This is a genomic window from Arthrobacter sp. 10L430 (assembly GCF_056395245.1).
In genome coordinates this window covers 192,971-214,261 of sequence record NZ_JBFTJD010000004.1, presented here as the reverse complement: position 1 = coordinate 214,261, position 21,291 = coordinate 192,971, and the positions used below count along the sequence as shown (strand labels likewise).

23 protein-coding genes are annotated in these 21,291 nt (G+C 65.9%); 11 read left to right on the top strand and 12 right to left on the bottom strand.

Annotation, left to right across the window (positions count from 1 at the left end; translation table 11 throughout):
* Positions 1-59 precede the first annotated feature (59 nt).
* Together AC1DDG_RS06415 and AC1DDG_RS06410 are read left to right on the top strand one after the other, a co-directional pair.
* Positions 60-269, top strand: coding sequence for a helix-turn-helix domain-containing protein (locus AC1DDG_RS06415; RefSeq protein WP_230120519.1), 210 nt, complete (start codon positions 60-62; stop codon positions 267-269).
* A gap of 226 nt (positions 270-495) precedes the next feature.
* Positions 496-594: a 30S ribosomal protein bS22 gene (locus tag AC1DDG_RS06410; RefSeq protein ID WP_003792170.1), complete on the top strand. Its 99-nt coding sequence runs from the start codon at positions 496-498 to the stop codon at positions 592-594.
* Between the two features lie 293 nt (positions 595-887).
* On the opposite strand, the gene AC1DDG_RS06405 is transcribed toward AC1DDG_RS06410, so the two are convergent.
* Complete coding sequence (locus AC1DDG_RS06405) at positions 888-1,706, bottom strand: HAD family hydrolase (RefSeq protein WP_476875392.1); 819 nt, start codon at positions 1,704-1,706, stop codon at positions 888-890.
* A 117-nt stretch (positions 1,707-1,823) separates the two neighbouring features.
* On the opposite strand from AC1DDG_RS06405, the gene AC1DDG_RS06400 reads away from it, so the two are divergent.
* Together AC1DDG_RS06400 and AC1DDG_RS06395 are read left to right on the top strand one after the other, a co-directional pair.
* Entirely contained in the window at positions 1,824-2,078 is a 255-nt protein-coding gene (locus AC1DDG_RS06400) for a glutaredoxin family protein (RefSeq protein WP_476875391.1), read from the top strand.
* An 89-nt stretch (positions 2,079-2,167) separates the two neighbouring features.
* Positions 2,168-2,863 carry a redox-sensing transcriptional repressor Rex gene (locus AC1DDG_RS06395; RefSeq protein WP_476875390.1) on the top strand — a complete coding sequence of 232 codons (696 nt, stop codon included), beginning with the start codon at positions 2,168-2,170 and terminating at the stop codon, positions 2,861-2,863.
* A gap of 84 nt (positions 2,864-2,947) precedes the next feature.
* Here the strand turns inward: AC1DDG_RS06395 and AC1DDG_RS06390 are convergent, their stop codons facing one another.
* From AC1DDG_RS06390 to AC1DDG_RS06380, 3 genes are all read right to left on the bottom strand, one after another.
* Positions 2,948-3,823 carry a hypothetical protein gene (locus tag AC1DDG_RS06390; protein ID WP_476875389.1) on the bottom strand — a complete coding sequence of 292 codons (876 nt, stop codon included), beginning with the start codon at positions 3,821-3,823 and terminating at the stop codon, positions 2,948-2,950.
* Between the two features lie 264 nt (positions 3,824-4,087).
* Positions 4,088-4,792: a hypothetical protein gene (locus AC1DDG_RS06385; protein ID WP_476875388.1), complete on the bottom strand. Its 705-nt coding sequence runs from the start codon at positions 4,790-4,792 to the stop codon at positions 4,088-4,090.
* 221 nt (positions 4,793-5,013) lie between these two features.
* Positions 5,014-5,562 carry a YceI family protein gene (locus tag AC1DDG_RS06380; RefSeq protein WP_230120530.1) on the bottom strand — a complete coding sequence of 183 codons (549 nt, stop codon included), beginning with the start codon at positions 5,560-5,562 and terminating at the stop codon, positions 5,014-5,016.
* 204 nt (positions 5,563-5,766) lie between these two features.
* Here AC1DDG_RS06380 and AC1DDG_RS06375 point away from each other — a divergent pair, with 204 nt between their 5' ends.
* The 5 genes from AC1DDG_RS06375 (at position 5,767) to ccsB (ending at position 10,805) form a co-directional block, all read left to right on the top strand.
* Positions 5,767-6,432, top strand: coding sequence for a histidine phosphatase family protein (locus AC1DDG_RS06375; RefSeq protein ID WP_476875387.1), 666 nt, complete (start codon positions 5,767-5,769; stop codon positions 6,430-6,432).
* 2 nt (positions 6,433-6,434) lie between these two features.
* Complete coding sequence (locus AC1DDG_RS06370) at positions 6,435-7,046, top strand: TlpA family protein disulfide reductase (protein WP_476875386.1); 612 nt, start codon at positions 6,435-6,437, stop codon at positions 7,044-7,046.
* A gap of 14 nt (positions 7,047-7,060) precedes the next feature.
* A complete protein-coding gene (locus tag AC1DDG_RS06365) occupies positions 7,061-7,816 on the top strand; it encodes a cytochrome c biogenesis CcdA family protein (RefSeq protein WP_230120536.1) in 756 nt (251 codons plus the stop codon).
* A gap of 224 nt (positions 7,817-8,040) precedes the next feature.
* On the top strand, positions 8,041-9,642 hold the full coding sequence (gene resB, locus AC1DDG_RS06360) for a cytochrome c biogenesis protein ResB (RefSeq protein ID WP_476875410.1): 1,602 nt from the start codon (positions 8,041-8,043) through the stop codon (positions 9,640-9,642).
* Positions 9,642-10,805: a c-type cytochrome biogenesis protein CcsB gene (ccsB, locus tag AC1DDG_RS06355; protein ID WP_476875385.1), complete on the top strand. Its 1,164-nt coding sequence runs from the start codon at positions 9,642-9,644 to the stop codon at positions 10,803-10,805. The genes resB and ccsB overlap by 1 nt, the downstream gene beginning before the upstream one ends.
* Positions 10,806-11,087: 282 nt before the next feature.
* Here ccsB and AC1DDG_RS06350 read toward each other — a convergent pair whose 3' ends face one another.
* Positions 11,088-11,507: a PLD nuclease N-terminal domain-containing protein gene (locus tag AC1DDG_RS06350; RefSeq protein ID WP_476875384.1), complete on the bottom strand. Its 420-nt coding sequence runs from the start codon at positions 11,505-11,507 to the stop codon at positions 11,088-11,090.
* A 256-nt stretch (positions 11,508-11,763) separates the two neighbouring features.
* Here AC1DDG_RS06350 and AC1DDG_RS06345 point away from each other — a divergent pair, with 256 nt between their 5' ends.
* Positions 11,764-12,135: a DUF4229 domain-containing protein gene (locus tag AC1DDG_RS06345; RefSeq protein WP_476875383.1), complete on the top strand. Its 372-nt coding sequence runs from the start codon at positions 11,764-11,766 to the stop codon at positions 12,133-12,135.
* A 75-nt stretch (positions 12,136-12,210) separates the two neighbouring features.
* Here AC1DDG_RS06345 and AC1DDG_RS06340 read toward each other — a convergent pair whose 3' ends face one another.
* The 5 genes from AC1DDG_RS06340 to AC1DDG_RS06320 all read right to left on the bottom strand — a co-directional run bounded on the left by AC1DDG_RS06340 (position 12,211) and on the right by AC1DDG_RS06320 (position 16,636).
* On the bottom strand, positions 12,211-13,092 hold the full coding sequence (locus tag AC1DDG_RS06340; protein ID WP_230120551.1) for a 1,4-dihydroxy-2-naphthoate polyprenyltransferase: 882 nt from the start codon (positions 13,090-13,092) through the stop codon (positions 12,211-12,213).
* Between the two features lie 110 nt (positions 13,093-13,202).
* The gene (locus AC1DDG_RS06335; RefSeq protein WP_476875382.1) at positions 13,203-14,342 is read right to left on the bottom strand and encodes an AMP-binding protein; all 1,140 of its coding nucleotides are present in this window, start codon (positions 14,340-14,342) and stop codon (positions 13,203-13,205) included.
* Between the two features lie 75 nt (positions 14,343-14,417).
* Positions 14,418-15,371: a 1,4-dihydroxy-2-naphthoyl-CoA synthase gene (locus tag AC1DDG_RS06330; RefSeq protein ID WP_476875381.1), complete on the bottom strand. Its 954-nt coding sequence runs from the start codon at positions 15,369-15,371 to the stop codon at positions 14,418-14,420.
* Between the two features lie 21 nt (positions 15,372-15,392).
* Positions 15,393-15,833, bottom strand: coding sequence for a VOC family protein (locus AC1DDG_RS06325; RefSeq protein WP_476875380.1), 441 nt, complete (start codon positions 15,831-15,833; stop codon positions 15,393-15,395).
* Between the two features lie 41 nt (positions 15,834-15,874).
* Positions 15,875-16,636 (bottom strand): lysostaphin resistance A-like protein, encoded by a 762-nt coding sequence (locus AC1DDG_RS06320; protein WP_476875379.1) that lies wholly within the window; start codon positions 16,634-16,636, stop codon positions 15,875-15,877.
* A 319-nt stretch (positions 16,637-16,955) separates the two neighbouring features.
* Here AC1DDG_RS06320 and AC1DDG_RS06315 point away from each other — a divergent pair, with 319 nt between their 5' ends.
* Positions 16,956-18,698 (top strand): ABC-F family ATP-binding cassette domain-containing protein, encoded by a 1,743-nt coding sequence (locus AC1DDG_RS06315; RefSeq protein ID WP_476875378.1) that lies wholly within the window; start codon positions 16,956-16,958, stop codon positions 18,696-18,698.
* Positions 18,699-18,819: 121 nt separating this feature from the next.
* Here the strand turns inward: AC1DDG_RS06315 and AC1DDG_RS06310 are convergent, their stop codons facing one another.
* Both AC1DDG_RS06310 and AC1DDG_RS06305 read right to left on the bottom strand, forming a co-directional pair.
* Entirely contained in the window at positions 18,820-20,802 is a 1,983-nt protein-coding gene (locus AC1DDG_RS06310; RefSeq protein WP_476875377.1) for a hypothetical protein, read from the bottom strand.
* Positions 20,799-21,281 carry a hypothetical protein gene (locus AC1DDG_RS06305; RefSeq protein WP_476875376.1) on the bottom strand — a complete coding sequence of 161 codons (483 nt, stop codon included), beginning with the start codon at positions 21,279-21,281 and terminating at the stop codon, positions 20,799-20,801. The genes AC1DDG_RS06310 and AC1DDG_RS06305 overlap by 4 nt, the downstream gene beginning before the upstream one ends.
* Positions 21,282-21,291: the final 10 nt, after the last annotated feature.

Sequence of the window (21,291 nt, the reverse complement as noted above, 5' to 3'; positions counted from 1 at the left end):
GGCGCACCGCACACAACATGGGATGCCGCAATGATGCTGAGAGCAAAGGAATATGGGAAATGTCCGAGTCGAACTTCTCGAACGCCAAGTTCTTGACCGTGGCCGAGGTGGCTGAGGTCATGCGCGTTTCCAAAATGACCGTGTACCGGCTGGTCCATTCCGGAGAGATGCCCGCCGTTCGGTTCGGCCGCTCCTACCGGGTTCCGGAGAACGCCGTCGAGCAGTACCTCAAGGGCGCTGTTGTTGACGGCCAGTCGGATACCGCCTGACTCTTGGTGCCTCGCTTTCCCCGGGATCTTAGTGACCGAGGCAACCGCCTTGGGGGCGGCTGCAGGTCATGGGAACAGTGGCGGTCAGTAGGGGGTCCGGATAAGCGGTACCCTGTTAAGGAACGTTTTACGTCATTGTAAGAATCTGTCAGTTGTTCAGTCTGTTGCTTAGTCCACGGACCTTTTTCATCAGACAGGTACTGCATCTAGTTTGTGAGGAACTTTCGTGGGTTCAGTTATTAAGAAGCGTCGCAAGCGTATGGCCAAGAAGAAGCACCGCAAGCTGCTTCGCAAAACGCGCCACCAGCGCCGCAATAAGAAGTAGAGATACTTCTACAGCGTCAATGCCCGCTCCCTTTCGAGGGTGCGGGCATTTTTGCGTTCTGGCGTGATTTCGCCCGAAAGGCGCTCCTACGGTCGCTGGGCGACCTCAGTCGCGCGTTCGGCGGCGTTGCGCTCCTGCTCGAAGCATCGCGTGCGTCGTGATGTCGCCTTCCCGTCGGCACCATCGCGGCCGCGGTGGTGACGCGCGAATGATCTAGGGACGCGCAAATGGCCTGGTGACACTGGAATTCGGGTGTCGAGGGGGATTTTGGGCGTCGCAGCGACGTTTCCGCGTCAGACCCGGGGGCCGCGGAAGCGGGAGTAGCCTCGCCAGAGGCCGTAGACGGCGCCGCCGGCGGTGGCGGCCTTGAGTCCCAGCGTGGCGGCGCGGCGGCCGGAGCGGAAGTCGTAGACCGGCCAGTTGTGCTCGCGGGCGTGCTTGCGCAGCCTGGCGTCCGGGTTGATGGCGACGGGGTGTCCCACGAGGGTCAGGAGCGGGATGTCGTTGTAGGAGTCGCTGTAGGCCCAGCAGCGCTTGAGGTCCAGGCCCTCGGCGTCGGCGATGCCCTGGACCGCCACCGCCTTGGCCGGCCCGTGCAGGATGTCCCCGACCAGCCGTCCTGTGTAGAGGCCGTCCTTAATCTCGCCCACCGTGCCGAGGGCACCGGTGAGGCCGAGTCGGCTGGAGATCACTGTGGCCACTTCGATCGGCGTCGCCGTGACGAGCCAGACCTTTCGTCCGACACGCAGGTGCTGCTGGGCCAGCGCCTTGGTGCCGGGCCAGATCCGGGATGCGATCATCTCGTCGTAGACTTCCTCGCCCAGGACCTTGATGTCCTCCACCGTAATACCAGAGGCGAGGGTCAGCGCGGAGTCCCGCACGGCGTGAACATCGTCCATGTTTTCGCCGCGGAGCACGAACTTGAACTGCTTCCAGGCCATCCCTGCGGCCTGCGGCAGGGTGAAGGCGCCGCGCTGATGCATTTTCCGGGCGACGTGGAAAAGGCTGGCGCCCTTCATGAGGGTGTTGTCGACGTCGAAGAACGCGGCCTCGCGGCGTTGCTGCGGTGCAACCGGCTGTTGGGCCACAGCGACGTACTTCTCCTCGGGCATGCCATTGAGTCTAGTCAATGCAGGGGAGGGCGCGGCCAGCGGACGGCGCGGCAACGCACTCGGCGTCACTGCGGCGTCGGCATCGCTCCGCGCCGGGAACGGCGATACGGTTGAAGCATGGCAAATCCCGACGTCGTTCTCCTCACCAAAGCTGACTGCCACCTGTGCGCTGCGGCGCGCGACGCCGTCGGGCGGGTTACTGCCGGGCTCGGACTGGAGTGGACGGATAAGTCGGTGGACGGCGATGACGCCCTGCGGGACCGCTATGCCGAAGAGATTCCGGTGGTGCTGGTGGACGGGATCCAACGCGACTTCTGGAAGATTGACGAGGCCAGGCTGGAGCGCGTCCTGCGCCAGGCGATGGCGACGTAGCAGCGAATTCCGCGCAATGGCACCGGCTTTGTTGACATAAGTGATGGGGATCTAGAGTGGACTCACAACGCGACGCAATGGAGCAGATAGTGACTTCGCTCGATTCACCACCCCAGGCTGTGCCGGGGGATACCGGAGCTGCCGGAAAGCAGATTCCGCCAGCGGCCGTGGCCCGGCTGACTATCTACCTGCGCGCCCTGAACTCCCTGCTGGCCGAAGGCACCGAACGCGTCTCGTCTGAGTCTCTGGCCGAGGCATCGGGAGTCAGCTCGTCCACGCTCCGCAAGGATCTGTCCCACGTAGGGTCATACGGCACGCGCGGAGTGGGCTACGAGGTGCAGTACCTGAGCCGTCACATAGCCGCCGCGCTCGGATTGACCCACGACTGGAAGGTCGCGATCGTCGGCGCCGGTAACCTCGGCAAGGCGCTGGCCAGGTACGGCGGCTTTGAGTCCCGGGGATTCGACGTTGTTGCCATTTTCGACGCCGACCAAATGGTGGTGGGCAACGAGGTTGGGTGGCTGCGCGTGAGCGACGCCGCGGACCTTGAAGCCGTGCTGGAGCGGACGGGGGCCAACATGGTGGTCCTGGCCTTACCCGCGGCCGTGGCTCAGAGCGTCTGCGACCGGGTGGTGGCGGCCGGCGTGCACAGCATCCTCAGCTTCGCGCCGGTGATGCTCCAGGTGCCCGACGGCGTGAACCTGCGCAAAGTGGACATGGCCACCGAGCTGCAGATTCTTGCCTACCACGCGCAACGGGCGCAGACCCCGGGGCAGCCGAACTAGAGTCCGGCGCTGTTGGGATCCGCGCCCGCTGATGCTGGGTGCCGACTGGGTCGTGCCTAGCGGCCCTTGACTATCGGCTCGTGGCTAGCGGCCGTACGGGCCGCCCGCGTACGGGTTGGCGAAGGGCTGCTGCTTCTTGAAATAAGGTGACGTTGTGGGCAGGTAGAGCATCACGATCGCCGCGATTCCAAGGACGGTCACCAGGGTGTTCAGGCTCAGCGGCAGGATGCCGAAGACGGAGAGGGCTGCAAAGACCGTGCCCAGGATGCGGGCCCAGTTCTTGCCCTTGCGGATGTTGAATGCCACCAGGGCATAGAGCCCGGCGCCGATGAGGCCAAAGACCACCATCGTCCCGATGATAAACGGCTTGACCTCCTCGAAGGGAATGTTCTGGCCGCTGCTCCGGACCTGGCTCTCGAACATGTTCCGCAGGGCGGGGTCATCCAGTGTGGGAATCGCGATGAGGATGGACAGGAGCCAGAGGACGCCTGCGCCAATGAGCATCCAGAAAGCTGTGTTCACAAGCTTGGGAACGCCGGCCGGGCCACCGCCCTGGGGCTGCTCCGAGGGGTACTGGGCATAGGGCGACTGGCCATAGGGCTGCTGCCCGTACTGCTGCTGTTGTCCATACTGGGGGGCGTTCTGGCCGTACTGCGGGGCGGGGGGAACGTTCTGGCCGTACTGGGGTGCCGGGGGAACGTTCTGGCCGTACTGGGGTGCCGGGGGAACGTTCTGGCCGTACTGGGGTGCCGGGGGAACGTTCTGGCCGTACTGCGGAGCGTTCTGGCCGTACTGGGGCTGCTGCGGACTCGCTTGGCCGTACTGCGGTGCCGGCGGAACGTTCTGGCCGTACCCGGGCTGCCCGGACCCTTCCCGGGCGTTCAGGTCCGGTTGGTTGGAATCCTGCTGGCCGGAATTTGGTTCGTTCGGATTCGGGGGCTGGACTGGAGGAGTGCTCATGAGCGTTCCTTTGCGTTATCGACGTCGGGATCGGCCACCGGGTTCAGAAGCCTGCCCTGCCCCCAGCATGGTTCAGTTCAACCGTACCCCTCGGCGGGCGCGGCAATGATCATTCCGGAGAGGTATTCCTGCACCGCAATTGCCCGGGCTGCAGCGCCGATCAGGGGCGGGGGACCGGCCAGTCGGATACGGCTAGAACGGCACACTCCCGCGGGCCTCCACCAGGCGAACAGGGGGCCCGTCGGAGGGCACCCTTCGCAGGGATCAGGCGTGGCCCCGGACGGCGGCAAACCAGCTTTGCGAGTTGGGGACCCACATGAGCACGGTTGCCACCAGGCTGGCCAGAAAGCCCAGTCCGTTGCCGCCCCGCCCGTCGGCGAATCCGAGACTGATGATGGAAAGCAGCAACGAGACGCCGGCAACTACGGTCAGGGCGAACCTGGCCCACTCACGGCCTTCCTTCATCTGCATCGCCAGGACAATCTGCGCCCCGGACAGGGCCAGAGCCACCAGCACCAGCAGCAGCACGAGGATCGCGAGGCCTGGTACGAATGCGAAGAGCACCAGCGCCCCGAACAGCCCGATCACCCCGGCCAGCAGGCCCACCAGTCCACCGATCACCCAAATCCAGTACGAGACCTTCAGCTCTGTGGGCAGCCCCATCACGCTGAACATTCCTGAGAAGCCGCCGCGGGGCATGACGTCGTTGAAACTGCGGGGGCGGTCGGCCGGAATCTCGAAGGGGAATCGTCCGGCGCGGCCCGGTTTGTTTGGCTGCCAGTAATGCCCGGAATCTTGCCCTTGATTCCCAAAGCGGTCCCCGTGCGCGTCGGTGTCGTGCTGGCCCGCAGCCTGATAACCCGCCGCCTGATTCCACCCTGTCTCCGGCGCCGCTGGAGGACGGTGGTCGCCTGACGGCGGTTCGGAGCCCGGCTGGTCAGGCTGCGGTACATCGCTGGGGTTGCTCATGGCTCTCACTGTAGACCCGGAAAATGGCTAATTCCAGAAGATCCGGGGCCATGTCACGGGGGTCATTCGTTGGCCATCGCTACGGCACGGCCGCAGTTCCCGGCAGGCGTTCAAGGGTGGAAAAACAAGGCATCAGGACAAGCCAAACGCCCCGCTTCGTGGAGACCACGGGCGGGGCGTTTGCACTGCAAAAGTCGGCGGGACCGACCTAGGCGTGCACGTTACGCAGCAGGGGCGATGAAGGCGAGCTCGAGGTTGATGGCAACCTTGTCGCTGACCAGGACTCCACCGGCTTCCAGCACGGCGTTCCAGGTGAGGCCGAAGTCCTTGCGGCTGATGGTGGTTTCGGCGGAAACGCCGGCGCGGGTGTTGCCGAACGGGTCCACGGCAACGCCGTTGAGCTCGGTCTCGAGGGCCACCGCACGGGTAACGCCCTTGATGGTGAGGTCGCCCTGGAGTTCGTAGGCGTCGCCCTTGGCAACGAGGCCGTTGGAAACGAAGGAGATCTCGGGGAACTTCTCGACGTCGAAGAAGTCTTCGCCGCGGACGTGGCCGTCGCGGTTGACGTCGCCGGAGTCGAAGCTAGCGGTCTGGATGGTGGCGTTGATCTTGGAGTCGGCCACGTTCTCGGCGAGGTCCAGGGTTGCGGTGGCTTCCTTGAACTGGCCGCGGACCTTGCTGATGCCTGCGTGCCGGACGGTGAAGGCGATTTCGCTGTGCGAATTGTCGAGGGTCCAGGTGCCGGTGGTGACGTTAGCGGGAAGTGCCATGGTGGTTCTCCTTGTATCAGTGGTGCTTCGGACGTTCATGCCGTTGAAGCTTCATTGGTTGAAGTATCAACTAACTGCTGCATCCAGTATAAACATGCATTTGCATCTTTTATTCCACCCGAACGGAACATTTCTTAATTTTCCTGAGTTCTACTAGATGTAGAAGATTTCGAATCGCCCAACATCTTTGAGAAACTGGTACACATGCCCCAAGCCACTGTTCATTTGCTCCGCCACGGCGAGGTCCACAATCCCGAGGGCGTCCTGTATGGCAGGCTGCCGGAATTCCACCTCTCCGAGCTTGGCCTGCAGATGGCGCAAACGCTGGCGGACCACTTCCGCGACCGTGCAACCCAGGGTGCAAAGATCGTCTACCTCGTGGCGTCTCCGCTGACCCGCGCGCAGGAGACAGCGCAGCCGACGTCCGAGGCCCTGGGCCTGGAGATCCACACGGACAAGCGCATTATCGAGGCCGAAAACCACTTTGAAGGCCTGAAGGTCACCAAGGCAGAGCTCAGCAAACCCAAGCACTGGCCCAAGCTCGTGAACCCGATGCGGCCCTCCTGGGGCGAGCCCTACAAGGAGCAGGCAGCCCGGGTGCGGGCAGCCGTCCAGGACGCCCGGGCCAGGGCGATCGAACTCGGCGGCGACGGCGCCGAGGCCATCATGGTCAGCCACCAGCTTCCCATCTGGGCCACCCGGCGCAGCGCCGAGGGGAAGCCGCTGTGGCACGACCCGCGAAAGCGCGAGTGCACCCTGACCTCCCTCACGTCCCTCGTGTTCGACGACGACGGCACGCTCCTGCGCGTTGAGTACAGCGAGCCGGCCGCAGCCCTTCTTCCCGGTGCCTCGAGCACCCCCGGAGCCTGACAATGACGCACATCCCCACAAGCTCCCGCCGCAGCGTCCTCGCAGCCGGCGGCCTGGCACTGGCGGCGATCACGCTGGGCCTGTCCGCCTGCGCCCAGGAGGACGCGCTTGCCAAGCAGGCAAAGGCTGGGGACAACAAGAACTACGTCGCCGGGGATGGCTCGGTGACGGAATTCGCCGCCGCGGACCGCAAGTCCGCCGTCGACATCCAAGGCACCCTCTTCGACGGCACCGCAGTGGGGCCCAAGAACTTTCTGGGCAAGGTGACAGTGCTGAACTTCTGGTTCGCCGCGTGTGCGCCCTGCCGCGTGGAGGCGCCGTCGCTGGAAGCGCTCCACCAGGAGTTTAAGAGCAAGGGCGTGCAGTTCTTCGGCGTGAACCTGCGGGATGAAAAGGCCACCGCGGAAGCCTTCGACAAGACATTTGGCCTCACCTACCCGAGCTTTGACGACAAGGACGGCGGGGTGCTGCTGGCTGTGTCCGGGCTTGTGCCGCCGGGGGCCGTCCCCACGACGCTCGTGGTGGACAAGAAGGGCCGGGTGGCTTCGCGCGTGCTGGGCGAGATCCAGAAGGGTACCCTCAAGGCCCTCATCGAATCCGCCGTGGCAGAGTAGCGGGCGGCCCCACCGTGAACAGCCCCTTCGCCGAAGCCATCCTGAACGGATCCCTGCTGCTTGCCATCCCGGTGGCGCTCCTGGCCGGCCTCGTGTCGTTCCTCTCGCCCTGCGTCCTGCCCCTCGTACCCGGATATCTGGGCTACGTCACGGGACTGACCGGAGTCGATCTCCAGAAGCAGAAGCGCGGCCGCATGCTGGCCGGCATCGGACTCTTCGTGCTCGGATTCTCGGTGATCTTCGTGTTGCTCGGCGGCGCGTTCGGCCAATTGGGGACGCTGATCTCAGGCGGCCAGAACGCCTGGATCACGCAGGTCCTGGGCATCCTGGTGGTGATCATGGGTGTGGTGTTCATGGGCGGCTTCAGCTGGCTCCAGCGCGACGCCAAGATCCACGCTAAACCGCCCGCGGGCCTCTGGGGCGCGCCGCTGTTGGGCATCACCTTCGGCCTGGGCTGGGCGCCTTGCATCGGGCCTACCTACTCCGCCGTTCAGCTCCTGAGCCTCTCCGGCGGCTCGTCTGCGGCAAAGGGTGCTTTCCTGGCGTTTGTCTATAGCCTTGGCCTGGGCATTCCGTTCCTTCTGATCGCGCTGGCCGTGCGCCGCGGCGCGGGCGTGATGTCCTTTTTCCGCACCCACCGGCTTGCCATCCAGCGGACCGGCGGCGGCGTCCTGATCGTCCTGGGCCTCCTGATGGCAACAGGAGTCTGGGGAGCCTGGGTCACCCAGTTGCAGTACTGGTTCCAAACCGACGTGAAGTTGCCGATCTGATGAGCGAGCGTGTGAAGTCAACCAAGAACTCTCCGGCCGGCGAAGCGCCCAAGGCCGCGCCCGAAGGCGCCCCTGACGGTGCCGGCGGTAAAGGTGCCGGCCGCAAAGGCGCCAGCTCCAAAAGGGCCGGCGCCAAAGGTGCCAGCGCCAAGAGCGCCGCTCCCCAGGACGCCGTGAAGGCGGCCAAGGCCAGTGCGGCGCTGCCTGCCCTCGGAATCGTAGGCATGCTCCGCTGGGCCTGGACGCAGCTGACCAGCATGCGCACCGCGCTGTTCCTCCTTCTCCTGCTGGCCGTGGCGGCGGTACCTGGCTCGCTGTTCCCGCAGCGGCCGGCCAACCCCTCGATCGTCACGCAGTACATCAAGGACCACCCGGACTACGGCAAGCTGCTGGACTCCGTGCAGCTCTACGACGTCTACTCATCGGCCTGGTTCTCGGCCATCTACATCCTGCTGTTCATCTCGCTGATCGGCTGCGTGGTGCCCCGCGCCATCGCGCACTACCGGGCCATGCGCTCCCAGCCGCCGCGCACCCCGCAACGCCTCTCCCGCCTCCCGGAGTACGGCACACTGGTGCTGCCCGCAGAAGCCGGGATCGCGGCGTCGGACGCCATTGAAGACGCAGCGGCGCTGCTCAAGAAACGCGGTTACCGCGTTGACGTACGGCACGACGACGGCGCGCGGCCGTCTTTGGGGGCGGAGCGCGGCCTCCTCAAAGAGGTGGGCAACCTCGTCTTCCACACTTCGCTGATCGGCGTACTGGTGTCCGTGGCGATCGGCGGGCTGTTCGGCTACAGCGGGCAGCGGATCCTCGTGGAGGGCGACACCTTCGTGAACACGCTGGTGGGCTACGACCAGTTCACCCCGGGCACCAACTTCCAGAGCAGCCAGCTCCAGCCGTACTCCATCCAGCTGAACAAGTTCCGGGCCACGTTCGACCGCGAATCCAAGGGCAAGTATGGCCAGCCCATCGACTTCACCGCGGACGTCACCACGAAGGAAAACCCCGGTGCCCCGGCCAAGAAGGAAGTCCTCAAGGTCAACGACCCCGTGACCCTCGGCGGCACCAGCATCTACCTGACTGGCAACGGCTACGCACCGGTGGTCACGGTCCGTGACGGCAACGGAAACATCGCCATGCAGGGACCCGTGGTGGCCAAGCTCCAGGGCGACAACTACTACTCGTCCCTGGTGATCAAGGTCCCCGACGCCAAACCCGACCAGCTCGGATTCGCCGGGTTCTTCCTGCCCACCGCCTTTGTGACCGACCAGGGCATCTCGTTCAGCGGGGACCCGGACCTCATCAACCCGCAGCTCAGCCTGAACTCGTACTACGGCGACCTGGGCCTGGATAACGGCGCTCCGCAAAACGTGTTTGAACTCGACGTCAAGGGCCTGACCCCGCTGAACGCCCGCAACCTGGCTACCAAGGGCATCACTCTTTCGCCGGGCAAGACCGTCACGCTGCCGGACGGAAAGGGCTCCATCAGCTTCGACGGCGTGAAGCGCTATGTCGGTGTCGACATCCACCACAATCCGGGCCAGGTAGCCGCGCTGATCTTCGCGCTGCTGGCTGTCGGCGGCCTCGTGATTTCCCTCTACGTCAACCGGCGCAGGGTCTGGGTGCGCACCGGCAGGCATGAAGACGGCCGCACCATGGTGGAATACGGCCTCCTCGCCCGCGGTGAGGACCACCGCCTGGCCGGCGAAGCCGCCGCCATCCGCGGACTGCTCTCGAGCGCGTGGGACCTCGACGCGGACGGGCCCCAAAAACCATCCTCTATTTCCTCACCAGCAGGCTCAGCTGAGCCGAAGAAGGACAGGTAATGTTCCCCATCAACGAAACCATGGGCCAGTACAGCGAGCTGTTCATGCTCCTTGCTGCGGGCACCTACACGGTGGCGTTCATCGCCTTCGCCTGGGACCTGGCCAAGAGCAGCAAGGCGCTGCGCACCGTGGATCTGAGGGCGGCCGCCGCGGCCGGCTCTGCCTCCGATTCCTCCGAGGACGCGTCCGACGCCGGCGCGAAGGTTCCGGTGGCAGCAGGCGCCGCCGGGACGGCTGGCGTTTCCGGACGAGCCGACGCCGGCCGGAACACCGACCGGGTTGAGGGGCACCTTGCCGGGCCGGCAGGACGTGCCGAGCGGCCGTCGTCGTCCGTGGCCGCCAAAGCGCAGGAGAGCGGCGGCGCAGGTCAGACCGCTGACGCCAGCATGCTCTACGGCGGCGAGCGCCGCGTCCCTGCCCGCGTGGCAGTGGCCCTGACCGTCCTGGGCGGCGCGATTCACGCCGCGGGTGTGCTGACCCGTGCCATTGGCTCTGGGCGTGTGCCGTGGGGCAACATGTACGAATTCCTCACCACCGGCGCGTTCCTGGTGGTGGCTGTATTCCTTGCCGTCCTGATCCGCCGCGACCTGCGCTTCCTCGGCACGTTCGTGGTGGGCCTGGTGATCATCATGCTGGTGGCTGCCTCGGTGGCCTTCTGGACGCCCGTGGGCCACCTGGTGCCGGCGCTGCAGAGCTACTGGCTCGTCATCCACGTCTCCATCGCAGTGCTGTCCTCCGCGCTGTTCACACTGACGTTTGCCATGTCCGCGCTGCAGCTCGTGCAGTCGCACCGGCAGAAGGCCATTGCCGGCGGTGGCGAGGACAAGCTGGGCTTCATGCGCCTGGTGCCGTCGGCGCTGAGCCTCGAGAACCTCTCCTACCGCATCAACGCGATCGCTTTCATCGGCTGGACGTTCACGCTCATGTTCGGCGCCATCTGGGCGGAAAAGGCCTGGGGACGCTTCTGGGGCTGGGACACCAAGGAAGTGTGGACGTTCGTGATCTGGGTGGTCTACGCCGGCTACCTCCACGCCCGGGCCACCCGCGGCTGGACGGGTACCCGCGCGGCCTGGCTGTCGATCGTGGGCTACCTGTGCGTGGTCTTCAACTTCACCATCGTGAACCAGTTCTTCAACGGTTTGCACTCCTACTCGGGGCTGTAGGGGTTCTCCGAGGCCCTCGTTCTCCGAGGCCCTCGTTGGATCAACGGAACGCCGGTTGCCATAAAGGGCCGCTCAGCTTGGTTGCTGGGCGGCCCTTTGTGGCAAACGGGCGAGCCTCTGCCTGATTCCTGTTCCTCTACGGCGGCGGCTTTCTACTGGGGCCGCTTCCAGCCCCGGTCCTTCAAAGCTGCGCGCACCCGTGTCACCGCGTTCGGCTCCATGCCGGGGCGAAACGGAGGGGCGCGCAGGACGCACTCAGACTGGCAGCCCAGGTATCCCGCGCTACTTGATCTCCGGGTTGCCCTCGGCGCTGGCGTCTCCCGTGGCGCCCGAGGTGCCGGGCTCTCCGGTGCCGCGGGCACCGCCGTCGAGCTTGCGTTTCTTGGCTTCCAGGTCGTCCTTCAGCTTCCGCAGCCGGTCCGCTTCGGCCTGGTTGCGGCGGCGCTGTTCCAGGTTGCGGAGGAAATCGGGGTCGTCATCCGGGGCCGTTGGATGGGAGTAGGTCTGCTGGACCGGGGCGTCATAACGCGGACGGCCGATTAGGAACCACAGGGCGGCGCCGATAATAGGGAGGAAGACAACGATGATGATCCATGTCGGTTTGGAAAATCCCCGGGTGAGCGTCGCATCAGTCCGGATCACGTCCACCAGTCCGTAGACGTATATGGCAAGAACGGCGACTGCAATCGCAACACGGAGCATGCAATCAAGTCTAGCTGTCGCGCGGGGTTGCGAAGATTACAGTATGCCCACAGAAGACGTCACCGATTTGCGCCGCTGAACCGGGGAGTTTTGGCCCGGATAATGCTCCCAAACGGCCCCGCAGGACTCGTCTGCCGGGCCCAAACTTCACCGGACAGCGCAACGAATGACGCAACCGCCGCCGGGATCGACGGCCGGGCCGGCGGCCGGGCGGAGGGACGCGGAGGTTGCGTTCAGGGATCGCGGCTAAACTTGGATGGTGGCTTTCGTGAAATACTCCCTGATCCGGCTTGCCCTCTTCGCACCGCTCTTTGCGCTGTTCGTGTTCCTGCAGCTCGGGTGGCTTCTTGCTGTGGTCTGCGCCGGGCTGATTGCCTTCGCCATCAGCTACCTCTTCTTCCAGAAGCAGCGCGATGCCGCCACCGCCGCACTGCATACGCGCTTGTCGGGCCGCGCGAAGCCCCTGCGCACCGCAGGTGAAGTCGCCGACGCCGAGGCGGAGGATCGCCTGGTCGATTCCCACCCGGACATAACGGTCCGCAACGACACTAGGAAAGAAGCACCCCGCAAGGACGACCCGCGCAGCCAGGACCCGCACAGCCAAGACCCCCGCAGCAAGGAAGCCTAGAACGCTCTCCGCACACCCGCGCTGGACCGTGACGGCCGCAGGCCCTACCGGACCGTGAACGGCAGCTCCAGAGCCTTACAACCCGTGGCTTAGTACGAGTCCCAGGGAAAACAGGGCCGCATAGCCCAGATTAATAAGGCCGGTCTGTTTCAGCACCGGGATGAGGCTCTTGCGTTTGCGGCCGTTGATCATCAGCCAGGCGGGCATGAGGCTTGCCGGGATGAGCAGCAGGACAATCAGCATCCATGGCCGCGTGGGCGCGAGGATCACCACGAGCAGGATTGCTACGGCGAGCATCAGCACGTAACTTTCGCGGGCGTGCTTGTCTCCCAGCCGCACGGCCAGTGTGCGTTTCCCGGCCTGGATGTCGGAGGGGATGTCGCGGACGTTGTTGGCCATCAGCAGGGCGCACGCGATGAGGCCGGTGCCGATGGCGCCCACGACGGCGGGCAGGCTGATCTGCCCGGCCTGGGTGTACGTGGTCCCCAGGGTGGCCACGAGCCCGAAGAAGACGAACACGAAGACGTCGCCGAGGCCCATGTAACCGTACGGGTTCTTGCCCCCGGTGTAGCCCCATGCCGCCATCACGCAGCCCACGCCGACGAGAAGCAGCCACCACGTCTGGGTGATGATGATGAGTGCCAGCCCAAAAAGCATGGCCACGCCGAAGGCGGCGAACGCCGCGTACTTGACGAGCTCCGGGCGCGCTGCGCCTGATCCGACCAATCGCAGCGGCCCCACGCGGTTTTCGTCGGTGCCGCGTACTCCGTCCGAGTAGTCGTTCGCGTAGTTGACGCCGATCTGCAGCAGCAGGGCCACCAGGGCCGCCAGAATGGCGTTGAGCGGGCGGAAGGCGTCCATTTCAAAGGCCGCCGCCGTGCCGATCACGACAGGGGCGATCGCTGCCGGCAGGGTGCGGGGCCTGGCGCCTTGGATCCATTGTGCGGCTGTGGCCACGGTGAGTACCTCGTGTTGGTTCGGTGGGCATTGCACGCGCAGGAAGCGCGGCCGGAGTGGTGCAGGGAACCGCGATGCCGCGGGAAGGCCCACGGCGGAGCGGAACCAGTCTATTTTCCCTGATGAAGGGCGTTCAGCCGTTCAATCATGGCGAGCCTGTCGGGTTTGCCGTTGGGCAGCATGATCAGTTCGTCCGCGGGAAGGACCGTCTTGGGCGCCAGCAGTCCCAACGTGCGGTGCCACTGCTCAGCCAAGGCGTCCCCGTCGACGCCGGACGAAGGTCCGCCGGCCACCGCCACGTATGCCGCAACGGCCTGGCCCCATTTCGCGGACTGGACGCCCGCCACGAAAGCCGCCGTTACGCCGTCGGACTTTTCCAGCTCCGCCTGGACGTGCGCGGCGGAGACTTTGACGCCGCCGGTGATGACCACATCGTCGGCGCGGCCCAGCACCGTTAACCGGCCGTCGGCGTCGAGCGTGCCGAGGTCGTTGGTGCGGTACCAGCGGACGCCGTCGTCATCGGCGAAGGCCTCAGCTGTCAGACCCGGGGCCTCGAGGTATCCAGCCGCCAGGGTGGCACCGCCCAGATGGATGCGGCCGTCCTCGGCGAGCCGGACAGCGACGCCTTCGAGGGGATAGCCGTCGTACACGCAGCCGCCGCAGGTTTCTGCGGCGCCGTAGGTTGTGATCACGCGGAGGCCAGCGTCGCGCGCAGCGTCAAGGAGCGCAGCAGGGGCCGGTCCGCCGCCGAGGAGGATGCCGTTGAAGCGGCGGAGCACGGCAAGCGTGTCGGCCGACGGGTTGTCCAGCAGCCGCTGCAGCTGCGTGGGCACCAGGGACGTGAAGCGGATCTTGTCCGTCAGCTCCAGCGCGGCAGCGGTGAAGGCGTCAGTGGTGAAACCGTTGGACAGGTCCATGGCCCAGGGCCGGGTGCCGGCGAAGAGCGAACGCACCAGCACCTGAACGCCGGCCACATACTGCAGGGGTAGGGCCAGGAGCCACTGGCCCTCGCCCTTGAGCGCGAACGCGGTGGCCATTGAGGACGCCGCGAGCGCATCAACCGTCAGCACCGTGGCCTTGGGCGCGCCGGTGGACCCGGAGGTGCGGACCACCACGGCGGCGTCCTCGATGCCGGGTGTCTCGACAAGCGTCACCAGCACTTCCCCGTTGTCGCCGGCGGAAAGTTCGACGGCGGGGCCCTCACCGTGGAGGGCGGCCGCCAATGCCTTGAGCGCTGGGTCGATGTTCACGCTGTGCTCCTTGGGGATGTGTGCCTTGGAAACGTAGGCCTGGGAATCATGGGGCTGCCTTTGGGCTGGTGCTGCTTAGAAGTAGTGCGGGAACCTGGACCAGTCCGGATCGCGCTTCTCGAGGAACGCCTCTTTGCCTTCCACGGCCTCGTCGGTCATGTACGCCAGCCGGGTGGCTTCGCCGGCGAAGACCTGCTGGCCGGCCAGGCCGTCGTCGGCGAGGTTGAACGCAAACTTGAGCATGCGGATGGCCTGGGGCGACTGCTTGGCGATGTCAGCGGCGTAGTCCAGCGCCACTTCCTCGAGCCGTTCGTGGTCCACGGCCTCGTTCACGGCGCCCATCCGCACCATGTCCTCGGCAGTGTATTCGCGGGCCAGGAAGAAGATTTCGCGGGCTGCTTTCTGGCCGATCTGGCGCGCCAGCAGTGCCGAGCCGTAGCCGGCGTCGAAGCTGCCCACCGTGGCGTCGGTCTGCTTGAACTTGCCGTGCTGGCGGGAGGCGATGGTGAGGTCCGAGACCACATGGAGGGAGTGCCCGCCGCCGGCCGCCCAGCCGTTAACCACCGCGATGACAACCTTGGGCATGGTGCGCATCAGCCGCTGGACTTCCAGGATGTGCAGCCGGCCGGCGCGGGCGGGATCGATGGTTTCCTGGGTCTCGCCGTCAGCATAGCGGTATCCGTCGCGGCCACGGATCCGCTGGTCGCCGCCGGAGCAGAACGAATGCCCGCCGTCCTTGGCGGAGGGGCCGTTGCCGGTGAGCAGCACAGTGGCCACGTCAGGGCTCATCCGGGCGTGGTCCATGGCGCGGTAAAGCTCGTCAACTGTGCCGGGGCGGAAGGCGTTGCGGACCTCGGGGCGGTTGAAGGCGATCCGGACGGTGGGCAGGTCCCGCACCACCGTGCCGTCTTCGGAGCGCTCCACCTGCCGGTGGTATGTCATGTCCTGGAAGTCGTCGAAGCCGGACACGATGCGCCAGCGCGACGGGTCGAACACATCGGATACCTTGGCGGGGATTTCGTTGCTCACCGTCCAAGTCTAGTAATCGCGTCAGCTGATGCAGAACTCGTTGCCTTCAGGGTCCGCCATGGTGTGCCAGGAATGCGGTCCCTGGTTTGCTGTCCAGAGGAAGGTTGCGCCACGCGCCTCGAGTTCGGTGCGGACCCCGTCCTTGTCACGGCCGTCCAGGCGGACGTCCCAGTGCACCCGGTTCTTCACGGTCTTTTCTTCCAGGGATATCTGGAACAGCATGCGACGCGCCGGCGCCTTGGCGTCGAGTTCCTCCACCGGGCGGATCGCCGCACCGTCCCGCCACACGAGCCTGCCGCTGTGGGTCAGGGTGTCTGCGTCAGTGGCGTAGCCCTGCTCAATCATGGAGCGGATGAAGGCCTCGTCCTGCGGTTCCACGGCCCAGCCCAGCGTTTCCGCCCACCAGTCGGCGAGATCGTGTGGATTCTTGGAGTCGACGGTGATCTGAATGTTGAGTCCCATGGGACAAAACTACGACGACGGCGGCGCCTCCGATAGGGTCCCTACCCCTGGACCTGCTGCAGCTGATCAAGAAGTTCCGGCGGGATGCTGTAGAGGAAGACGGCCGCCAGCAGGTTCTTTGCGGCATGGACGAAGTACGAGAACATCAGGTTCCGGCCCGTCCACACGTACACGAACACGAGTGTGGCACCCATGGCCAGGTACGGCATGAGGGCAGCGACGGTGAGCGCCTCCTGGCCCACGATGTGCAGGGCGGCGAAGAGCACCACGGACAGCGCGCAGCAGATCCAGATGTTGATCCGCCTGCTCAGCTTGCCGATCAGCAGATGGCGGAAGATGTACTCCTCCACAAACGGGCCCACCACCACGATGAGGGGCACCATGAGCCACGCAGGCACTTGCTGGATGAGCGCCTGGAGCCCGGCCTGGTTGGCCGACGTTTCCGACGTGCCGCCCACCACCACAAGTACGGCGGTGAAAATCATCATCGCTACGACGGCCAGCGGCACCATCGCGGCGGTGAACCACGGCCTCGTGGCGAGCACCCTGAGGTCCCGGGCCACCACTCGTCGGGCGGCGAACAACGCCAGGATGCCGACGCAGCCGTAGAACAGGAGGTTGACGCCGTACGACGCTGCGGCCGGGCTCGGGGCGATCAGCCTGAGCAGTGGAATGATCAGCTCCCCGGCCACGGCGAAGAAGGCGGCGACCGCCACGTACAGTGACACGGCGGTGAAATCGAGCGGCGAAAAACGGTAGAGTTCCGGGCGCTGAGCGGGGAGAAGCCGTCGGGTAGTCACCATGGTTCCAGCGTAGCCGGGATGTCCGGCTACGACTCATGAGAATCCGACGGCGGTGCCCGCCCTCTTGCTCTTGAGACGCCGACGACGGTGCGCGCCCACTTGCTCTTGAGACGCCGACGACGGTGCGCGCCTTGACGGCATCGCCGCCGCCGGGCACGCTGGAGGCATGAAGTCCTAGCCGGCGGTGCTGGCGCACGCCCGCGCTGCACGCAAAACACCCCGCAGAGCGCCAGGCCGCTTGGAGCGCCGGGCCCAGTAGAGCCGCTGGCTCGCTCAAGGAGTGGCGCCTGGGCCACCCTCCTGATTTCAAGGACTTCACATGACTGAACAGACTTCCCACGCCGAGCAACTGCACCTTTCCGGTGTCTCGCACGGCTACGGAGACCGCGAACTCTTTACCGGCGTCGGGCTGGTGATCGCCCCGGGGGAGCATGTGGCGATCGTCGGCGAAAACGGTGCCGGCAAGTCCACCCTGCTGAGGATTCTTGCGGGACTTGAGAGACCTGACGCCGGAACCGCCGTCAGCCACGGGCGTGTGGGCTACCTTGCCCAAACCTCCGGCCTCCCGGCGCGGCTGACCGTGGCCCACGCCATCGACGACGCCCTGCGTGCGCTGCGCGACATGGAAGCCGAATTGGAACGGCTGGAGTACGGGCTGGCCACGGCAGACGCAAACGACCTTGAGGCGTACGGCAGCCTCCAGACCCAGTACCAGTTGCGGGAGGGGTACGCCGCGGACTCCAGGGTGGAGGCGGCGCTTGACCGGCTGGGCCTCGGGGGCGTGGACCGGAACCGGACGCTGGGATCTTTGTCCGGCGGAGAGCAGGAACGCGTTGCGCTGGCCTGCCTGCTGGCAGATCCTGCGGACATCCTGCTGCTGGACGAGCCCACGAACCACCTGGATGCGGGCGGCACCGCCTGGCTTGAAGCACGCCTGGCATCGCACCGCGGCGCCGTGGTGGTGGTTTCGCATGACCGTGTCCTGCTCCGGAAGGTAGCATCCACCGTGATCGAGGTGGACGCCGAACGCCGCGCCGTGAACCGCTATGGCAACGGATACGACGGCTATCTGAAGGAGAAGCGGGCAGAACGGCAACGCTGGGTGCAGCAGTACCACGGCTGGATCGATGCCATGGCTGCCGAACAGAGGCAGGCGGACACCGTCGCGACCAAGATGGGCTACGCCCGGCAGCGTGACGGCGACAAGATGGGCTTCGACTTCAAGGCGGGCACCTGGGAGCGGGCCGCCACGAGCAAGATCCGCAACGCCCAGGAGCGGCTCCGGCGCCTCGAAGCGAATCCGGTGGAGCGTCCCCCGGAACGGCTGAAGCTGGAGGCAGGACTCGACGGCGGAGGGGCTGCCGGGAACGCGGAGGGCGAGCCCGGCCTGGCCCTGAGGATCCGCGGCGTGCGCGTGCGGGGCCGCCTGGAGCTGCCGTCGTTCCGCGTGGAACGCGGCCAGAAGATCCTGATCACTGGTCCCAACGGTGCGGGGAAATCAACACTGCTCTCCGTGCTTGCCGGCACGCTGGAGGCACCTGTTGGCGACGTGGAGCGGAGCGGGAGGATCGGCTATTTGCAGCAGGAGCTCGAGCCGCCGGAACGCCCCGGGCTGCGGCTGCTCCCTGCTTTCGCCGCGGGGCTGGGCGGCAACATTGACGATCACGCCGAAGCACTGCTGCGCCTTGGCCTGTTCCGAACGAGTGAATTCCATGTCCCGGTGGGCGGGCTGTCGGCAGGCCAGCAGCGCAGGTTGGCGCTGGCACGGCTGCTGCTCGGTCGCAACGACGTCATGCTGCTGGACGAACCCACCAATCATCTTGCGCCTGTGCTGGTGGAAGAGCTGGAGACTGCACTGGCCGGATTCAGCGGGACGCTGGTGATGGTGAGCCATGACCGGGCCCTGAGGCAATGGTTCAGTGACTGCGCTGAACGGTCCGCGAGCCCTGCACGCGGAACGGAAACGGAACCGCCCCGCGGCGCCTGGCTGAGGTACACCATGGACCGCGGCGTGCTCGCACCCGCGCTCCGTGGCGGCCTAGCGAGCCCGCAGGCGGGCTGACCCGACGCCGGGAAACCCGCCTGCCGCCGTCGGAAAGCCTGCAAACACAACTGGCGCCTGATTCCGGCGGCTCGGGCCGCCGGAACCAGGCGCCAGCGTGATTTGCTGACGTCCGTCCGCTTTAGCGGAAGAGGGCGCTGTAGGTCCCCATGATGATCCGGTCGCCCGGCGTTGACTTCCTGATGTAGTCAACAACCGCCCAGTCGTCCAGCGAGATGCAGCCCGCCGTCGGGACCTTGTTCATGTGCAGGAAGATGGCGAAGCCGGCGTTCTGCACAATGTTGGGGCGGTTGTAGTTGACCACCACGCCCTGCCGGTAGTCGTGCGTGGCGCGGGTAGCGAAGTACCACATGTTCTCGTCCCAGCCCACCCAGGACGAGGACTCGAAGTACTTGTTGTACGTGGCGGTCCACGGGTTGCCGCCCCAGCGGGAGCCAGGGTTGAGGGTGCGGTAGGCCAGCTTCGTTCCCGGGTTGCCCAGGCCGAAGGCCTCCGTTACCGAGAACGAGCCGGTGGGCGAGTAGAGGTATCGGGTGGGACCGGACGGCACGCCCGGCGGCTTGAATCCGGAGGCGCCGACGTAGCCGTCGGTCTTCCAATCCGGAACGTAGGTCCCGGCAATCCGAACACAGTAGAGGTTTGTAGCCCGGGACAGCCCGTAGCCCTGCGTCCAGGTGAGGAGGACGCGGTTGGCCCCGTTGGTGGAGTACTTGGACCGCCCGTTGTTCAGCTTCTGGCATTCCGTCATTCCGTAGGTCCGTGTTCCGGCCCCTCGGGTGTAGCTAATGAAACCGCGCTGGAACCACTGGACGCACTGGGCGCCGACGCAATTTTCGTTGGCCACCGGGTAGCCGAGCCAGCCGCCTGCGCCGCCGTTTGCCGTGAAGCTGCTGCCGATGGCGCCCTTCACGATCCACGCACGGGTGGCGCCGGACCAGTGGATTGTTCCGCCCTGGAAGCGCTGCCGGCAGCCGCCGGCTGCCTGGCCACAGGTCTCGTTGCCCAGCGGATAGCCGAGGAAACTGCGGGTGGAGCCAGTTGCGCTGTACCGTCCGGCGATGCCGCCCCGGACGATCCAGGCGCCGGTGGCGGGGGACCAGTAGATGGCGCCGCCCTGGAAGCCCTGGCTGCAGCCGCCGGCAGTCAGTCCGCACCGTTCACTGGTGGTGGGGTAGCCCAGAACACCGTTCTGCGCCGCGGCCGCGCGCCACCGGCCGCCGATGCCGCCGCGGACCACCTGACCGGAGGTCTGCGGGGACCAGAGAATGGTTCCGCGCTCGAAGACCTGGGAGCACCCGCGGTTCTTCAGCCCGCAGACTTCACCCGCCAGCGGCAGGCCGACCACGGTTTCAGCTCCTGCCGCCACCCAGGCCCTGCCGATTCCCGTGCCGGTAGAGAAGTTCAGGTACTGCGTGCCGGTCCAGACCAGCATTTTCCCGGTGGAGAACTTCTGCAGGGACTTGGCACCCATGGTGGCCTCGTCGCTGACCGGATATCCGAACGTGGGGAGGGCCCCGGCGGTATGCCACCGCGGTCCGGTGCGTCCGGAGGTGAGGAAGACAGGGTGCGCACTGCTGGACGACGTCCAGTAAATCGAACCGCCCTCGAACGTCTGGACGCAAAGTCCGGCTGCGCACTGCTCATTTGCTTTCGGCGCACCCAGGACGCCGCCCTTACCGCCCAGGGCAAGCCATTTTGCGCCTATCGCGCCGCGGGTGACGAACTCCGGGTCTGGTGCCGGATCCGGTGCCGGCGGATCAAGTGCCGGATCCGGTGCAGGCGGATCAAGTGCCGGATCGAGCGCGGGACCCGGTGCCGGGTCGGGGGCAGGATCAGACGCGGGGGCCGGATCAGATGCCGGCGGCTCCGGCGTGGTCGGATCCGAGAGCCCTGTTCCTGGCACGTCTCCGGTTCCCGGCGCTATTCCTGGGTCTGTAGACGAGCCCGGCTGCGTGGCCTCGTCTGTGGCGCCAGGACTGCCCGTGTCAGAGGTCTGCGTCAACGGCGTCGCAGGAGAGGTGTCATCGGCGAATGCCGGAACGGACACAAGGGATCCGGCCGCGAAGCTCAGGAGCAGGGCAGCCGTCAGTATTCTTTTCTTCACGAAGCGTCCTCCACCGAGACAACGGGCTCACACGTGCCTTCTTGGCCGGTGGTTTTGGCAAAATTCTCAGCCGACACTTCGGCTGATTTTCCGGGTTGGAGCGTTTCCGTGATGAGCGTGTGGCCCTGGACAGCAGCGCCCACGGTCACCGCGACCGCCACGGTATACGTCTTGGCTTTGTCGGACGTGTTGAGCAGGGTTCCCTTGAAGGTCCACGATCCGTCCGGGCCCGCTGCGCAGGTGTGCTTCTGCAGGGCATCGATTGCGTTCAGCGACGTCGAGACGTCGGTGGGCAGTGATGGTGCGGTTGTTGGTGGTGCGGATACCGACGGCGACTGAGACGCCGACGTCGGATTGGTTGTTGTTGCCGATGATGATGCAGGTGCCGATTGGCTGGCGCTTGGTCCGGCAGGACCAGAGCCGCCGCCCGAACACCCCGCAACTGCAAGCAGCAGCGCTGCAGGCAGTAGTGCTCTCATTCTCATAGTC